The following is a 16,875-nucleotide window of genomic DNA, read 5'->3' as shown; positions in this document are numbered from 1 at the left end:
CCTTTCTTGGTGACGTCGCAATCCCAAGAATACCCTACTTTTTTTATGCCTGACTAGGCTCCAATCTTTGGTACACAAACTATTGTACGTCATCGCGCGGGTGTGCAATAGTGTCAAATATGGCGTTATTTGCGGAGATAAGCGCATATTTAGCGTTATCGAGTTCGGCGGTCGGCAAGGGCGAAGAGGTTTGACGGGACCTCGGCTACCGTGGGTGGGCAATAGTATCAAATATGGCTTTATTTGCTGGGATAAGCGCATATGTGGCATTATCGAGTTTGGCGGTCGGCAAGTGCCAACAGGCGGGACGGACTTCGGCGGTCGCGTGCGTGCGATAGTGTCAAATATGACGTTATTTGCGGGGATAAGCGAATACTTGGCGTTATCAGCAACGGGGCGACGAATGTCGCTCCTTTTTTCTGCGGTTCGGCTCGGGGGTACCCGATCGTTGGAGCATGCCTCTCGGAGATAAGCTCAGATCTGGGCTTATCTCGCCGAATCCGAAGAATCCTCCGGAAATAAGCGCATATCCGAGCTTATCTCGCCGAATCCGGAGAAAACTCCGGAGATAAGCGCACATTCGAGCTTATCTCGCCGAATCCGGAGAAAACTCCGGAAATAAGCGCACATCCGCGCTTATCTCGCCGAATCCGGAGAGAACTCCGGATATAAGCGCACATCCGCGCTTATATCGCCGGATCCGGAGAATCCTCCGGAAGTAAGCTCACATCTGCGCTTCTTTCCCCGGGGCCGTCGGTAAGCATGGCGTTCCACCTCGATATTTCGAAAGCCCGTTGGATTTCGAAACGATCATTGGTTTTTATTATAGTTCCGACCCGCGCGCGCCCCGTACAATGAGAACATCGAAAATACGATGTAAGGGTTTTCGTCGAAAGGAGAATCGCCGATGCGCAACGCCGCCGTAACCCCCGCTGCCGCCGGAACGAACAAATCTCGACTCGCGAGATTGTTCTGGTCGCAGCGCTACCTCATGATCTTGACGCTGCCGGCCGTCCTCTGGATGATCGTGTTCAATTACGCGCCGATGTACGGCATCATTATCGCATTCCAAGAGTACAACCCCGTTCAAGGGTTCGCGGGCAGCCCGTGGCTCGGACTCGCGAACTTCGAGGAGCTGTTCATCGACCCGACGTTCCTGGACGCGCTCGGGAACACGTTCAAAATCAGCATCGCGAAGCTGATCTTCGGCTTCCCGGCGCCGATCCTGCTGGCGATTCTGCTGAACGAGCTGCGCAGCCAGAAGTTCAAGCGCGTCGTTCAGTCGCTGTCGTACCTGCCGTACTTCATCTCATGGGTGTTCGTCGTCGGCTTCATGTACACGCTGCTCGATCCCCGGACCGGCGCGTTAAGCTCGCTGCTGCAGACGCTCGGCCTCGTCGACGCGGAGCGCATCCTGATGGGCGACCCGGATACGTTCCTGACGCTCGTCGTCGTCTCGGAAATTTGGAAGAACATCGGCTGGAACTCGATCATCTTCCTCGCCGCGATCGCCGGCATCGACCCGCAGCTGTACGAAGCGGCGGTCGTCGACGGCGCGGGCCGCTTCAAGCGCATCTGGCACATCACGCTGCCGGCGCTCAAGCCCACGATCGTCATCCTGTTCATTCTGGCGGTCGGCGGCCTCGTCAACACGAACTTCGACCAGCTGTTCCTGATGCAAAACTCGATGACGCAGGACGAAGCGAACGTGCTGCAAATTTACGCCTACGACATGGGCATCGTGCTCGGCAGATTTTCGTACGGCACCGCGGTCGGGCTGTTCCAATCGATCGTCGCGTTCGCGCTCATGTTCACGGCGAACTTCACGTCGCGCAAGCTGACGGGCGAGAGCCTGTTCTAACGGAAGGAGGAATCGCGTTCCATGCACACGTTCCATCGCACGCCCGGAGAGAAGCTGTTCGACGCCGCCAACGTCCTGCTTCTCGGTATCGTCGCCTTCGCGACGCTGTATCCGTTCTATAACATCTTAATTACTTCGCTCAACGATCCGATCGACGCGGCCCGCGGGGGCGTCACGTTCTGGCCCCGCGTCTTCTCGCTAGAAAACTATAAGATGGTGTTCCGCGACGAGAGCATCCTGTCCGCGTTTTTCGTCACCGTCGCCCGGACGCTCGTCGGCACCGCCTGCGCCGTCCTGTTCACCGCGGCGTTCGCCTACGGCGTCTCGAAGCCCGAGCTGCTCGGGCGCAAAATTTTCCTGATGATGGCGATCGTGACGATGTACTTCCACGGGGGCCTGATCCCGGAGTACCTGCTCATCGCGAAATACTTGCATCTGAAGGGCAGCTTCCTGGTGTACGTCCTGCCGACGCTGTTCAACGTGTTCAACGCCATCATCATCTTGACGTTCTTCCGCGGCATCCCGAAGGAGATGGAGGAGTCGGCCAAGGTGGACGGAGCGAACGATCTGATCGTCTTCTTCCGGCTCGTTCTGCCCGTCTCGAAGCCGGTGCTCGCGACGGTCGCGCTGTTCAACGCGGTGTTCCATTGGAACTCCTGGTTCGACGCGATGCTGTACGGCGGACCGGATCTGAGAACGCTGCAGCAAATTTTGATGCAGATTATCAGCTCGAACAGCAATGTCAGCTTGATCGCCAGCAACCTCGGGATGAAGACGGTCACCGCCGAATCGGTGAAGCTGGCGACGATGGTCATTACGACGCTGCCGATCGTCTTCTCGTACCCGTTCCTTCAGAAATACTTCGTGAAGGGCATTATGATCGGCTCCGTCAAAGGATAAGCACGGCTTGCACGGGAAACCGTTAAGCATACACAACACTAGGGGAAACACAGAAAAGGGAGGATACATCGCATGAACCGAATGAAGAAAAGCTTATTCTCGCTTCTCGCGTTATCCGTCGTATTGGCCGCTTGCGGCGCGAAGGAAGAAGCCGCGCCGACGACGCCGGCCGAATCCGAGGGCGGTACGCAGACGGCGGGAGGGACCGATGCGGCGCCGGCGGATCCGAACGAGCTGGAATACAAGTCCGACACGTCCCCGTTCACGTTCCGTCAATACTTCTATGGCACATGGGCTTCGAACTACTTGTGGAAAGACCAATACGCGATGAAGCTCGTGACGGAAAAGACGGGCGCGACGATCGACCGATTCCTCGCGACCGGCAACGACAACGACTTCCTGAACACGATGATCGCCTCCAACGATCTGCCGGATACGCTTATGCTCGACTGGAACCATCCGCAAGTCACGAAGCTGATCAACAGCGGCATGGTGTACTCGCTCGACGAGCTGATCGACCAGTACGCGCCGAACTTCCGCGGTCTGCTCGACGAAGAGATGGTGAAGTACCACTCCGTGAACGGCAAGCTTTGGTACCTACCGAACTTCTACGAGACGAAGGACCGTCTCGTGAACGGCGTGCCGATTACGCCGATCCGCCCGTACTTCGTCCGCAGCGACATCTACGAAGCGCTGGGCCAGCCGGCGATCGAGACGGAGGAAGATCTCATCGCGTTCCTCAAGGACGCGAAGGCGAAATATCCGGACCTCAGCCCGCTCGGCATGGAATCGTTCGACGTCTCGATGTGGGGCTTCCAAGGCAGCTTGTCGATGGATTCGCTCATTTACTCGTTCTCGCCGAATCACCAGGAGAACCGCATCAAGGACGACGAGAAGCTGCTTACCTACCCGATGCGCGATCCGGGCTTCATCGAGGCGTTCCGCTTCGTGAACCGACTGCAGAAGGAAGGCCTGTTCGACTCGCAGCAATTGATCGCGAAGCAGGAGCAATACGAAGAGAAAATTTACGGCGGCCAGTACATCGTGTCGAGCGCGTTCATGAACAACATCTACACGATGTACAATCCGAAGATCGAAAGCACGATCGGGGCGGACAAGAAATACGTCATCCTGAACCCGCTGAAGGTGGACGGGCAAGAGCCGCGTTATCCGGCGCAGCGTCTGATGGGCTGGCAGGGCTTCTTCATTACGAAGAACGCGAAAAATCCGGACCGGATCATCAAGTTCTTGGAATACGCTTGGTCGGACGAAGGCCAGATGGATTTGCGTTACGGCACGGAAGGCGAGACGTACGACATGGTCGACGGCTTGCCGCAATACAAGGAAGAAGTGAAGCAGCTCGAGCTGTCCGACAACGCGGCATGGTATAATAAGTACGGCCTCACCGCATCCACGCTCATGTGGCGAGCGGGCAAGCTGTGGGACGACGCGGAGAAGCGCGATTTCATGAAGAACCAGCCGGAGCAATACGCGGCCAAAGAGATGATCGCGAAGTACAACTTCGACGGCAATGCGCTCGGCCTCGACAACATCGAGCCGGAAGGGTCGACGACGGAAGGCGTCATCAACGCGAAGATCAAGGATCTGTGGAACAAGACGATTCCGAAGCTCGTGCTTGCGAAGAGCGACGCCGAGTTCGACAAGGTGTACGCGGACTTCATCGCGGACATGGATAAAGTCGGCGCGGCGAAGGTCGAGAAGGTCATGTACGAACGCCATATTCAGGATCTTCAGAAGAAAGGCGTCATTCAGTAATTTTCGGAAAATGCATAGCGGAAGGGGGCGGGCCGACGGCCGGCTCCCTTTTTCCGCAGGGCGGAAAAGGAGAGGGATCGCTCGGATGAACAAGCAACGATTATGGTATAAGCAGCCTGCCGCCACGTGGGAAGAAGCGCTGCCGCTCGGCAACGGCCGTCTCGGCGCGATGGCGTTCGGGGGCGTCCGCGAGGAGCGGTACGCGTTGAACGAGGATACGCTGTGGTCGGGTTTTCCGCGGGATACGAACAATTACGAAGCGCTGCGATATTTGAAGACCGCGCGGGAGCTGATCGCCAACGGCGAATACGGCGCGGCGGAGACGCTCGTCCGCGACAAGATGCTCGGCGCCAACGTGCAGTCGTACGAGCCGCTGGGCGACCTGCGCTTGACGCTGCATGCGGCGGACGGCGAACCGGAGGCGTACGTCCGGGAGCTCGAGCTCGGCTCGGCCGTCTCGACGGTCCGGTACAAGCTCGGCGGCGTTACGTACGTGCGGGAGTCGTTCGTCAGCGCGCCGGATCAAGCGATGATCTTGCGACTTACGACCGAAGAAGGCGCGCCGTTCGACGTCGACGCGGCGCTGGATTCGCCGCTGAAGCACGCCGTCGCCGCGGCCGGGGACGACTTGCTGCTGCAAGGCCGGGCGCCGACGCACATCGCGGACAATTACCGCGGCGATCACCCGTACTCGGTCCAATACGAGGACGATGCCGGGCTGTCGTTCGCGATCCGGCTCCGGGCCGTCGTCGACGGGGGGACGCTGTCGGCGGCCGACGGGACGCTGCGCATCCGCGGCGCACGCTCCATGACGCTCCTGCTGGCGGCGGCGACCGACTTCGAGCGGTACGACGTCATGCCGAAGCCGGGCGCCGCTCCGCTCGCGGCGACGTGCGCCGCCGCCCTCGACGCGATGCGCTCGATGCCGTACGGTACGCTTCGGGCGCGTCACGAAGCGGAGCATCGCGCGCTGTTCGAGCGAGCGGAGTTGACGCTCGGGAACGGCGAAGCCGGTGAGGCGGACGATACGCCGACGGACGAGCGGCTCGCGCGATACCGGGAAGGCGTCCGAGACGATCGGCTCGAGGAGCTGTATTTTCAGTATGGGCGGTACTTGCTTATCGCGTCGTCGCGTCCGGGCACGCAGCCCGCGAACTTGCAAGGCATCTGGAACGACCGGGTGCAGCCGCCGTGGTGCTCCGACTACACGACGAACATCAATACGCAGATGAACTATTGGCCCGCGGAGCTGTGCAATCTGAGCGAGTGCCACGAGCCGTTGTTCGGTCTGATCGCCGACCTGAGCCGGACGGGCGCCCGGACGGCGGCGGTCCATTACGGCGCGCGCGGCTGGACGACGCATCATAACGTCGACCTGTGGCGGGCGTCGACGCCGACGGGCGGCGACCCGAGCTGGGCGTTCTGGCCGATGGGCGGCGTCTGGCTGTGCCGCCATCTCTGGGAGCATTATGCATTCAATCTGGACGAGCGGTTCCTGCGCGAGACGGGGTACCCGTTCATGAAGGGCGCCGCGCGGTTCGCGCTCGATTGGCTGGTCGAGGGGCCGGACGGCACGCTCGTCACGAGCCCGTCCACGTCGCCGGAGAACCGCTTCCTGCTGTCGAACGGCGAGCCGTGCAGCGTCTCGGCGGGGGCGACGATGGACCTCGCGCTCATCCGCGACTTGTTCGCGAATTGCCTCGAGGCGTCTCGCGCGTTGGCGATCGAGGACGCGGACGACGCCGCGTTCGCGGAAGAGCTCCGCGCCGCGCTGCGCCGCCTGCCGCCGTACCGAATCGACGCGCAGGGCCGCCTGCAGGAATGGCTCGAGCCGTTCCCGGAGAGCGAGCCGGGGCACCGCCACGTGTCGCACTTGTACGGCTTGTATCCGGGCGAGGATATGACGCCCGACCGCGCGCCGGCGCTCGCCGAGGCGTGCCGCGCCACGCTCGCGAGCCGGCTCGCGCACGGCGGCGGCCATACCGGCTGGAGCGCGGCTTGGCTCGTGAACCTGTACGCGCGGCTTGGCGACGGGGAATCGGCCTACGAATACGTGTTCACGCTGCTCCGCCGCTCCACGCTGCCGAACTTGTTCGACAACCATCCGCCGTTCCAAATCGACGGCAACTTCGGCGGCGCGGCCGGCATGGCGGAGATGCTACTGCAGAGCCACGGCGGCGCGCTCCGGCTGCTGCCGGCGCTGCCCGCGGCGTGGCCGGCTGGCCGCGTCCGCGGCCTGAAGGCGCGCGGCGGCTTCGTCGTCGACGTCGACTGGGCGGACGGCCGCCTCGCCGGCGCGACCGTGCGCTCGAACGCCGGCGCCCGCTGCCGCCTCGCGGACGCCGCGCGCTTCGTCGTCCGCGACGCGTCTGGCGCCGCCGTCGCGCCCGAAGCCGACGGCGGCTTCGCCACGACGCCCGGCGGCGTCTACGCGATCTCGCTCGCGTAATCGAACGCAAGAAGGGCTGCCCGACCGACGCGATCCCGCGCCGGCCTGGGCAGCCCTTCTTCGTGCCGTTCGTCAGAGGTCCGTGCGCTCGTATTCTTCGGGCGGCATGCGGATCCACCTTTTCAAATATCCTTGCTCGTACAGCGCCTTCAGTAGAATGATTAGGATCGGCGACAGGATGAGGCCCGCCACGCCGAACAGCGACATCGAAATCATCATGGCCGACAGCACGGTGAACGCCGAGACGCCGAGCGAATCGCCGGTAATCTTCGGCTCCATGATTTGCCGGAACGTGAGCACGATCGCGAGCAGCACCGATAAGCTGACGCCGAGGAAGATGTTGCCCGTGATGAAGCAGTAGGCGATCCACGGCAGGAAGACGGCCGACACGCCGAGCAGCGGCAACACATCGAACAGCCCGGCGAGCAGCGCGAGGGAGAACGCGTTGTCGATTCGCAGCAGGAGCAACCCCATGAAGACGATCGCGAAGGTGAAGCCGATCAGCTTCAGCTGCGCCTTAATGTACGCCATCAGGCCGAGCAGGACGTTGTCGCGGAGAAAGACGAACGCCTTCTTGAACGTCTTCGGCGTCTTCGTCTCGGCGGTCCGCCGCCAGAACGGAATCTCGATGCTGAGGAAGTAGGCGAGCACGACCGCGATCGAGAAATTAAATAGAAACGTAGAGAACGACGTGACGATGCCGACGAAGTAGTTGAGCACCGTGCCCGCGAAGCCGGTCGCCCAATCGCTGAGCCCGGCGAGCGCGCTCTGGATTTGCTCCACGGCGCCGACGGGAAGCGCGTTGTACTGTTCCTGTACGTACCGGACGCCTTGCAAAATATGCTCCTGCAGCATCGCGGAGTTGCTTTCGATCGCCGAGATGAGTCCGATGACCTGCGTCGCGACGATGGCGCCGAGTCCGACGAAGACGAGCAGCACGATCAGCATCAGGACGATGATGGCGATCGCGGCGGCGATCGACTTCTTCATGCCGCGTTTGTGCATGAAGCGAGCCATCGGCTCCATAAGATAGAAAATAACGAACGCGAGCAGAACCGGCGTGGCGATGCGGTAGACGAAGCTGAACGCGTACATGAGCAAGTACACGGTCAGCGCGATCAAACCGATGTCGAACGCGGTTCTCCAATATTTTCGATAGAAGCTTTGCAAGCGGATTCGCTCCCTTTCCTAATCTTTGCTAGCTATATCATAACCGATCTTCCGAAAGTAGACACCTGCCGCGTTTTTTAGTAGGATTAAAGGCAAGAATGGATAACGAGAACGACAATTTCGATATATTGCATAAGGGGGGTACCGCAATGCTGCGATTGGGACAGAAAGTGATTCTCATGGGCGACAAGTTCGAACAAGGCTTGCCGATCGGGGAGCACGGCTTCATTATTGCGTACGACCGTAACCCCGACAACGCGTTCGACTATGTCGTGCGCGTGCCGACGATGAATAAGCACGTCTTCGTACCGAAGGACGACGTCGAATTGGAAGAGACGCTGCTGCAGCGCGAAGCGGAGCGCGTCGAGAAGGAGTCGCTGATCGACTTCGCCCTGGCGACCCGGAACGAAGCGTTGTTTAAGCGGTTGTTGAACGGGGAAGAGGAGCCGGCGCAAGAGAAGCCGAAGGAGACGCCGAACGCGTCGGATTTCGTGAAACAAGTGAATTTGCGGGCGTGGATTTAAGAGGAAGCTCGCCCGATATGGAGAAAGCCTGACCGCGGGGAGACCGTCGGCGCAGGCTTTTTTTGCATGGCGCGAATTTTATAATATATAATGAGAGAACTTGTATTTAGATATCGGAGGTGCCCCGAAAGTGAGCGTAACGTTGAAGGATGTAGAGCATGTCGCGAAGCTGGCCCGCTTGGCCTTGACCGACGCGGAGAAGGAACGGTTCACGGAGCAGCTGAACGCGATCTTGAAATATGCGGAGAAGCTGAAGGAGCTGGACACGGACAGCGTCGAGCCGACCACGCACGTGCTTCCGGTGAAGAACGTGCTGCGCGAAGACGTGGCGAGACCGTCGTGGCCGGTCGAGGAGACGCTGGCGGGCGCGCCGGACGAAGAAGACGGGCAATACCGGGTGCCGGCCGTACTCGAATAACGACTCAGCAAAGCATGGAAGTTGCGTTACATATATGAAGGAAAGGATTGTTCGCGTTGTCTTTATTCCAATCGAAACTGCGAGACATTCAAGACCGGCTTCATAAGAAGGAGCTGTCGGTCGCCGATCTGGTCGACGAGAGCTACCGCCGTATCGGAGAGGTGGAGGATCGCGTCAAAGCGTTCCTGACGCTGAACGAAGAAGGCGCCCGCCGCCGCGCGGCCGAGCTGGACGATCGGCTCGGCGACGGCGAAGCGAAGGGGCTTCTATTCGGATTGCCTGCCGGCATCAAGGATAATATCGTCACGAGAGGGCTGCGCACGACGTGCGCGAGCAAGCTTCTCGACAACTTCAAGCCGGTGCATCATGCGACCGTCATGGACAAGCTGGACGCGGCGCAGTCGATCACGATCGGCAAGCTCAACATGGACGAATTCGCGATGGGCGGCTCGAACGAAAATTCCGCCTACCACGTCACCCGCAATCCGTGGAACCTGGAGCATGTCCCTGGCGGCTCCAGCGGCGGCTCGGCCGCGGCGGTGGCGGCGGGCGAGGTGTTTTTCGCGCTCGGGTCCGATACCGGCGGTTCGATCCGCCAGCCCGCCGCGTATTGCGGCGTCGTCGGATTGAAGCCGACGTACGGCCTCGTGTCGCGTTTCGGCCTCGTGGCGTTCGCTTCGTCGCTCGACCAGATCGGCCCGGTGACGCGCTCCGTCGAAGACGCGGCGTACGTGCTGCAGGCGATCGCCGGCCACGATCCGCTCGACTCGACGTCGGCGAACGTCGACATCCCGGATTACCTTAGCGCGCTTACGGGCGACGTCCGGGGCCTCCGCATCGCCGTGCCGAAGGAGTACTTCGGCGAAGGAATCGACCCGGCCGTGAAGGACGCCGTTCTCACGGCGCTCAAGGTGCTGGAGTCGCAGGGCGCCGTCTGGGAGGAAGTGTCGATGCCGCATAACGAATACGCGGTCGCGACGTATTATTTGCTGGCGTCGTCCGAGGCGTCCTCCAACCTGGCCCGCTTCGACGGCGTCCGGTACGGCGTTCGTTCCTCCGAGGCGGAATCGCTCTTGGACGTATTCGTGAAGTCGCGCAGCGAAGGCTTCGGCGACGAAGTGAAGCGCCGCATTATGCTCGGCACGTACGCGCTGAGCTCCGGCTATTACGACGCGTATTACTTGAAGGCGCAGAAGGTGCGCACGCTCATTAAGCGCGACTTCGACGTCGTCTTCGAGAAGTTCGATCTCGTGCTCGGGCCGACGGCGCCGACGCCGGCGTTCAAGCTCGGCGCGCAGGTGGACGACCCGCTGACGATGTACCTGAACGACATCTTTTCGATCCCCGTCAACTTGGCCGGCGTGCCGGCGATCTCGGTGCCGTGCGGCACGAACGCGGAAGGGCTGCCGATCGGCCTGCAGCTGATCGGACGGGCGTTCGACGAATCGACCGTGCTTCGCGCGGCTCACGCGTACGAGCAAGCGACGGACCATCATAAGCAAAGACCGAACCTATAAGCGAAGCAGAGGAAGGAGGAACCCCCATGACGCAAGCCACCGAACGAAAATACGAAACGGTCGTCGGACTCGAAGTGCACGTAGAGCTGCACACGAACTCCAAGATTTTCTGCGGCTGCTCGACCGCTTTCGGCGCGCCGCCGAACTCGCATACGTGCCCGATCTGCCTCGGACATCCCGGCGTTCTGCCGGTGCTGAACAAGCGGGCCGTCGAATACGCCATTAAGGCGGCGATGGCGCTGAACTGCGAGATCGCGACGGAGAGCAAGTTCGACCGGAAAAACTATTTCTACCCCGACTCCCCGAAGGCGTATCAGATTTCTCAATACGACCAGCCGATCGGCAAGAACGGCTGGATCGACATCGAAGTGAACGGACAAACGAAGCGCATCGGCGTGACGCGGCTGCATCTCGAAGAAGACGCGGGCAAGCTGACGCATCTTCCGGCCGGCGTCGGGTCGCTCGTCGACTTCAACCGCGTCGGCACGCCGCTCGTCGAGATCGTCTCCGAGCCGGACATTCGCAGTCCGGAAGAAGCGAGAGCGTATCTCGAAAAATTGAAGGCGATCATGCAATATTGCGAGGTCTCGGACGTAAAGATGGAAGAGGGGTCGCTCCGATGCGACGCCAACATCTCGATCCGTCCGTGGGGACAGAAGGAATTCGGCACCCGCGCCGAGCTGAAGAACATGAACTCGTTCCGCGGCGTGCAGCGCGGATTGGAATACGAAGAGCTGCGCCAAGCCGACATTCTCGACGGCGGAGGTCAGGTCGTGCAGGAGACGCGCCGCTGGGACGAAGGACAAGGCAAGACGTTCTCGATGCGCGGCAAGGAAGAAGCGCACGACTATCGCTACTTCCCGGACCCAGATCTCGTGAAGCTGTATATCGACGACGAGTGGAAGGCGAGCATCCGGGCGACGATTCCGGAGCTGCCGGACGCGAAGAAGGCTCGTTACGCCGCCGAATACGGCTTGTCGGCGTACGACGCCGACGTCATCACGGCGTCGCTGCCGCTCGCGCGCTTTTTCGAGGAGAGCCTTCAATTCACGAAGGACGCGAAAGCCGCGGCGAACTGGATCATGGGCGATCTGCTCGGGTACTTGAACGCGAACAATCTCGAGCTGAAGGACGTGAAGATCACCGGCCGCGGGCTCGGCGAGATGATCGGCCTCATCGAGAACGGTACGATCTCGACGAAGATCGCCAAGTCGGTGTTCAAGGACATGATCGAGACGGGCAAGCCGCCGCAGACGATCGTGCAGGAGCAAGGCCTCGTTCAGATCAGCGACGAGGGCGCGATCAAGGAAGTCGTCGACCGCATCGTCGACGCGAACCCGCAATCCGTCGCGGATTACAAAGCGGGGAAAGAAAAGGCCGTCGGCTTCCTCGTCGGGCAAATCATGAAGGAAACGAAGGGCAAAGCGAATCCGGGCTTGGTCAACAAGCTGATTTTGGAGCGGTTGAACGGATAACGAACGCGATTCGTCAATAGAAACCGATCGGTCCGGCGGAAAACCGCCGAGCGCCGCTCGGTTTCTGTGCGGTTCGCGCGAGCGACGAAGGGGGCGACCGAGATCGATACGCCGAAGAAGAAGAAGTGGGTCGCCGGCCTGTTATCGGCGCTGTTCCCCGGCATCGGGCATCTGTATGCGGGGGCGATGCAGCGAGGATTGTTTTTTATGCTGCTCCTCGCCGGCAACATTTTCGGCTTGGTCCTCGTCTCTATGGATGGGATCGTGCCGCTCATCGTGCTGCTCGGCATCCTCATTCCGGTTATCTATTTGTACGCCCTGTTCGATGCGCTGCAGACGACGGAACGAATGAACCGATTCGACGGCGAAACCTCGGGCGCGGCGTCGCCGCAGCGCGGCCGCTCGTCGCTCGCGCAATACGCCTTCATCGGTGGCGGGCTGCTGTTCGCGGCGTACTGGGCGACGACCGGCGGCGAAGGGCTCGATCCCGTCGCGGGGGACAACGGTCCGTTGATCGTCGCCGGGGCGCTCATTCTGATCGGCGTTTTCGTGTTTTTGTCGGGCGCCGGAAAAAAGTGAAAGGCGCCGGCGGCGGCCGCATTCGTTGACAAACGGCGAGAATGCGACGTACAATAAACTAAGACTTTTTAGAATGACTATAAACAGGAACGAGGATGGGGGGAGCGTTTATGGCGATGGAGCTAGATATGGCGCTGGATAAACTGAAATCGACCGGGGTACGCATGACGCCTCAGCGGTATGCCATCTTATCCTTCCTGCTGCAATCGATGACCCATCCGACCGCGGACGAAATTTATCGGGCGCTTGCGGACCGTTTTCCCAGCATGAGCGTGGCGACCGTATATAATAATTTGAAGGTGTTTATCGAAGCGGGGCTCGTGCGGGAGCTGACGTACGGCGACGATTCCAGCCGGTTCGACGCGGATATGTCGGAGCATTACCATGCGATCTGCGAGCATTGCGGCACGATCGCCGATTTCGAGTTTCCGCCGTTGACGGAGATCGAGGTCGCCGCCGCGACGCATACCGGGTTCCAAGTGCACGGCCACCGCATGGAAGTGTACGGGATTTGCAGCGCGTGCGCCAAGCGCGTTTCGCACTGACGGGCAGGAACAGTTTCATTCGGTTGATCGACGCGTGCCGTATTCCCGGGTAGGGTTCGGCACGTTTTTATTTTTCGGCACATTAAAATTTCTATTCCTTCCGGAGGTGAGGCACCGTGCATACAGCGACCGTACCGCCGCCGAGACGCAAGCACCGCGGCCGAGGTTGGTCCGTTCTATTCTTTCTAATCATGACGATCGCGCTGCTCGGCGTCGCCTTGGTTTGGTTCCTTCGCAACTACGGGCCCGTCGATACGCGCATCATCCCCGATTACGGCTCGGACAAGCCGGTGTTTTATCAAGGCGCCCCGCTGGACGGAAGCGCGATCGGCGCGGGGGAAGGCTTGAAGCTCCCCTTGACGTTGCTGCAGGAGGTCGTCGATCCGAATATTCGTTACGAGGAGGCGAGCTCGTCCGTCATTATCGCGACGAAGGATCGCGTGCTGCGGTTGGTGAGCGACCAGCTGACGGCTTGGTCGAACGACCGGCCGTTCGAGCTGCGCTTCCCGGTCGAGCTGGCGGAGGACGGCGTCGTCTACGTCCCCGTCGATCCGATCCTGCCGATTTACGGCTTGACCGTCACCGAAGCCGCGGATACGGGGATCGTGACGCTCGCGCGCGCCGGCGATACGTTGGCGCGCATCGAAGCGCCGGCGCCCGCCGACGGCGAAGAACGGCCGCGGGACGTCGCCGTCCGGTCGGAACCGACGGTGCGCGCCCCGATCGTCGACGACCTGGCGCCCGGCGAACGGGCGGTCGTCTGGGGCGAAGCGGAAGGCTGGTATAAGGTACAGACGGATCGGGGGTATGTCGGATTCGCCGACGAACGAGCGGTTCGATGGGCCGGGGCGGAGATCGTGTCCGGTCCCGACGCACCCCAAGCGGCTCCTTATGTTCCCGATCGGCCGATGGGGAAGAAGATCGTGCTCGCTTGGGAGCAAGTGTACGAACGGAATCCGGACGCGACGAAGTTCGGAGCGATGCCGGGGCTGAACGTCGTCTCGCCGACGTGGTTCCACGTCATCGACGGCGAAGGCAATCTCGAGAATCGAGCCGACGCCGCCTACGTCCGATGGGCGCATGACCGCGGCTATCAGGTGTGGGCGCTCTTCAGCAACAACTTCGACCCGGATATGACGGCGGAGGCGTTATCGACGTACGATCGGCGCATGTCGATGGCGAGGCAGCTCGTCAGCTGGGCGCAGCTGTACAAGCTGGACGGCTTGAATGTCGATTTCGAAAATGTGCACGTGAAGGACGGCCCGAATCTCACGCAGTTTATGCGCGAGCTGACGCCTCTGCTGCACGAGGCTGGACTGACCGTCTCGATCGACGTGACGTTCGCCGGCGGCAGCGATACGTGGTCGAAGTTCCTCGACCGGAAGGCGCTCGGGTCCATCGTCGATTACATGATGGTGATGGCATACGACGAGCATTGGGCGTCGAGTCCGGTCGCCGGCTCCGTCGCTTCGCTGCCTTGGGTGGAGAACGGGATGCGCGTCATTATCGAAGAGCATGGCGTGCCGGCGGAGAAGCTGCTGCTCGGGGTGCCGTTCTACACGAGAATCTGGACCGAAGAAACCGTGGACGGGAAAAAGAAGGTGTCTTCGAAAGCGGTGGGCATGAAGGCCGTAGCGGATTTAATCAAGGAGAAGGGTTTACAACCGACATTGGACGAGAAAACCGGTCAACGATACGTTCAGTACGAGGAGAACGGCGCCGTAAAGAAGATTTGGATCGAAGACGAAGTCTCGATGCAGGCGCGAGCCAAGCTCGCGCGGGAGCTCGGGCTCGCGGGCGTCGCGGCGTGGAGCCGCAACTTCGCGAACGACGCGATCTGGAACACGATCGACGAAACGTTGCATCATAAATAACTTCATCTCATAGAAAATAAAAAAAGATGAGCGGAGCCTCGAATGCTGAGGTTCTTCTCATCTTTTTCCTTCATTAAGAGTTCCGCGCTTGGGATGGGTCCAACGTAAGAATCGTCTTGCAGTACATGCAACGGTCGGTCTTGCCGAGCATCTTCGTCAGCTCGCCGCATTCCGGGCATTGCAGTTGTACCGCGCTAGTCGACAGCATGCCGGCCCAGAAGTAAATCGCCATGCTGCCCAACATCGTGATCAGTCCGAGGACGAGCCCGATGCCGGTAATGATGCCCGAACCGGGAAACTTAAAGACGATCGCCGCCGTTCCGGCGATCATGAAGCCCATGCCCGCCAGCATCAATACCAAGCCCCATAACCGGAATTCGTTCACCTTGCTTGATTTCAAGCGCATTCGTATCTTCTCCTCTTTCGGTTGAAAAAATGCTCGCCGTTCGGCAGGAAACCGCCCATCGCCGTAGAATATATGTTCTATCTCAAAATGCACGAAGCGTATCGGATAAAGACATGGGGGCTTGTGGGTTATGATCAAATCGTTCGTCGAGCGGCATTACGCGGACAGATCGGATGTGATCGCGGCGGCGTACATCGAGAAGCCGATGCAGTTTTCCGCATTGATCGACGGCTTCGACGCGCTGATCATCATCGTTACCGACAGCGATCGTCAGCAATGCTTCACCCACCATTATAGTAAAGACAAGACCTACATACAAGAAAGATGGTACGACCGAGAGACGTTGGTGGCGCTGTTGTCTCCGACCGGCAATCGCGACGTGCAACAATGGCTGTTAGCGGGAGAGATCGTATTGGATAAACAAGGGTTCCTCGAGGAAAAGCGAGAGACGCTGCTCGCGGTGACGCCCGAGAAACGGGACGAGCGGCTGTTTCGGGAATTCTCGTTGTTTTTGCGCCATTTCATCTTAAGCAAGAATGACTTGGAGGCCGGAGATCTGCTGGACGCGCATAGTCACATTCTGACGGCCGTCCATCATTGGGCTAAGATGTCCGTCGTCGAGAGCGGGCATGTGCCGGAGCTGACCGTCTGGAAGCAAGTAAGAAGCATCAATCCGGGTATCTTTAAGCTGTACGAAGAGCTGTCTTCGAATACGGAGACGTTGGAGCAACGCGTCCGTCTCGCGCATTTGGCATGCGATTTCTCGGTAATGTCCAAGCTGAAGGATTGCTGCCGGCCGCTGCTGCGCATCTTGTCCAGCCGCTCCGAGCCGTGGAGCGCCGCGGAGCTGGAGCGGCATCCCGATCTGCGCTCCATGCAGACCGAGCTCCATCTCGTGCTTAAGAAGCTGGTGCGCCGCTCGCTCATTCAGGAAGTGTTCGTCGCCTCCGATCCGAGCCTGGACGTGTTGGAGATGAAATACATCAGTTAACATACGGAAGACGAGAAGGGATTTGCCTCGGGCAAATCCCTTGACTTTTGGTTTTGTCATGTGATAAATTATCTCCTGCACGCCAAAAACGGTTGTTCGAATGGACGACCCCGAGAGCGAACGACCATTTGGTAAAAAAAATAATGGTTGCAATCGGATAGGCGAGTGTGGTAGTATATAAAAGTCGCCGCTAAAAAAGAGGCGATGATGAAATAAAGCTTGCTCCTTGAAAACTGAACATGAGCGCATATGCTTTTTTAAAGAAGTAAAGCTAGCTTGTAATGAGCGCAGCATATTGAACTACCCTTTTTGGAGAGTTTGATCCTGGCTCAGGACGAACGCTGGCGGCGTGCCTAATACATGCAAGTCGAGCGGATCTTGTCCTTCGGG

At 59.9% G+C, this 16,875-nt stretch carries 14 protein-coding genes and 1 rRNA gene; 13 read left to right on the top strand and 2 right to left on the bottom strand.

Annotated elements, in window-relative coordinates; translation table 11 throughout:
• Positions 1-907: 907 nt before the first annotated feature.
• The 4 genes from FE782_RS31680 (at position 908) to FE782_RS31665 (ending at position 6,986) form a co-directional block, all read left to right on the top strand.
• Complete coding sequence (locus FE782_RS31680; protein WP_138198356.1) at positions 908-1,861, top strand: ABC transporter permease; 954 nt, start codon at positions 908-910, stop codon at positions 1,859-1,861.
• Positions 1,862-1,882: 21 nt separating this feature from the next.
• Positions 1,883-2,761 carry a carbohydrate ABC transporter permease gene (locus FE782_RS31675; RefSeq protein WP_138198354.1) on the top strand — a complete coding sequence of 293 codons (879 nt, stop codon included), beginning with the start codon at positions 1,883-1,885 and terminating at the stop codon, positions 2,759-2,761.
• 72 nt (positions 2,762-2,833) lie between these two features.
• On the top strand, positions 2,834-4,537 hold the full coding sequence (locus tag FE782_RS31670) for an extracellular solute-binding protein (RefSeq protein ID WP_138198353.1): 1,704 nt from the start codon (positions 2,834-2,836) through the stop codon (positions 4,535-4,537).
• 85 nt (positions 4,538-4,622) lie between these two features.
• Positions 4,623-6,986 (top strand): glycoside hydrolase family 95 protein, encoded by a 2,364-nt coding sequence (locus FE782_RS31665; RefSeq protein WP_138198351.1) that lies wholly within the window; start codon positions 4,623-4,625, stop codon positions 6,984-6,986.
• Positions 6,987-7,058: 72 nt separating this feature from the next.
• Here the strand turns inward: FE782_RS31665 and ytvI are convergent, their stop codons facing one another.
• On the bottom strand, positions 7,059-8,156 hold the full coding sequence (ytvI, locus tag FE782_RS31660) for a sporulation integral membrane protein YtvI (protein ID WP_138198349.1): 1,098 nt from the start codon (positions 8,154-8,156) through the stop codon (positions 7,059-7,061).
• 149 nt (positions 8,157-8,305) lie between these two features.
• Between ytvI and FE782_RS31655 the strand changes: the two genes are divergently transcribed.
• From FE782_RS31655 to FE782_RS31625, 7 genes are all read left to right on the top strand, one after another.
• Complete coding sequence (locus FE782_RS31655) at positions 8,306-8,680, top strand: ATPase (RefSeq protein ID WP_138198348.1); 375 nt, start codon at positions 8,306-8,308, stop codon at positions 8,678-8,680.
• Positions 8,681-8,810: 130 nt separating this feature from the next.
• Positions 8,811-9,098: an Asp-tRNA(Asn)/Glu-tRNA(Gln) amidotransferase subunit GatC gene (gene gatC / locus FE782_RS31650; protein WP_138198346.1), complete on the top strand. Its 288-nt coding sequence runs from the start codon at positions 8,811-8,813 to the stop codon at positions 9,096-9,098.
• A gap of 56 nt (positions 9,099-9,154) precedes the next feature.
• On the top strand, positions 9,155-10,615 hold the full coding sequence (gatA, locus tag FE782_RS31645) for an Asp-tRNA(Asn)/Glu-tRNA(Gln) amidotransferase subunit GatA (protein WP_138198344.1): 1,461 nt from the start codon (positions 9,155-9,157) through the stop codon (positions 10,613-10,615).
• A gap of 26 nt (positions 10,616-10,641) precedes the next feature.
• Positions 10,642-12,090, top strand: coding sequence for an Asp-tRNA(Asn)/Glu-tRNA(Gln) amidotransferase subunit GatB (gene gatB / locus FE782_RS31640; RefSeq protein ID WP_138198342.1), 1,449 nt, complete (start codon positions 10,642-10,644; stop codon positions 12,088-12,090).
• 66 nt (positions 12,091-12,156) lie between these two features.
• On the top strand, positions 12,157-12,669 hold the full coding sequence (locus tag FE782_RS31635; protein ID WP_138198341.1) for a DUF6677 family protein: 513 nt from the start codon (positions 12,157-12,159) through the stop codon (positions 12,667-12,669).
• 110 nt (positions 12,670-12,779) lie between these two features.
• Positions 12,780-13,214 carry a Fur family transcriptional regulator gene (locus tag FE782_RS31630; protein WP_138198339.1) on the top strand — a complete coding sequence of 145 codons (435 nt, stop codon included), beginning with the start codon at positions 12,780-12,782 and terminating at the stop codon, positions 13,212-13,214.
• Positions 13,215-13,330: 116 nt separating this feature from the next.
• Positions 13,331-15,088 carry a glycosyl hydrolase family 18 protein gene (locus tag FE782_RS31625; protein ID WP_238392735.1) on the top strand — a complete coding sequence of 586 codons (1,758 nt, stop codon included), beginning with the start codon at positions 13,331-13,333 and terminating at the stop codon, positions 15,086-15,088.
• Positions 15,089-15,161: 73 nt separating this feature from the next.
• Here the strand turns inward: FE782_RS31625 and FE782_RS31620 are convergent, their stop codons facing one another.
• Complete coding sequence (locus FE782_RS31620) at positions 15,162-15,494, bottom strand: DUF2614 family zinc ribbon-containing protein (protein WP_138198337.1); 333 nt, start codon at positions 15,492-15,494, stop codon at positions 15,162-15,164.
• Between the two features lie 130 nt (positions 15,495-15,624).
• On the opposite strand from FE782_RS31620, the gene FE782_RS31615 reads away from it, so the two are divergent.
• Positions 15,625-16,485 (top strand): nucleotidyltransferase-like protein, encoded by an 861-nt coding sequence (locus FE782_RS31615; RefSeq protein WP_138198335.1) that lies wholly within the window; start codon positions 15,625-15,627, stop codon positions 16,483-16,485.
• 306 nt (positions 16,486-16,791) lie between these two features.
• Positions 16,792-16,875: ribosomal RNA gene (locus tag FE782_RS31610) — 16S ribosomal RNA — on the top strand; the annotation flags it as partial.

It is taken from the genome of Paenibacillus antri (assembly GCF_005765165.1).
In the GTDB taxonomy this organism is placed as follows: Bacteria; Bacillota; Bacilli; order Paenibacillales; family YIM-B00363; genus Paenibacillus_AE; species Paenibacillus_AE antri.
This window is presented reverse-complemented; position numbering and strand designations above follow the sequence as displayed.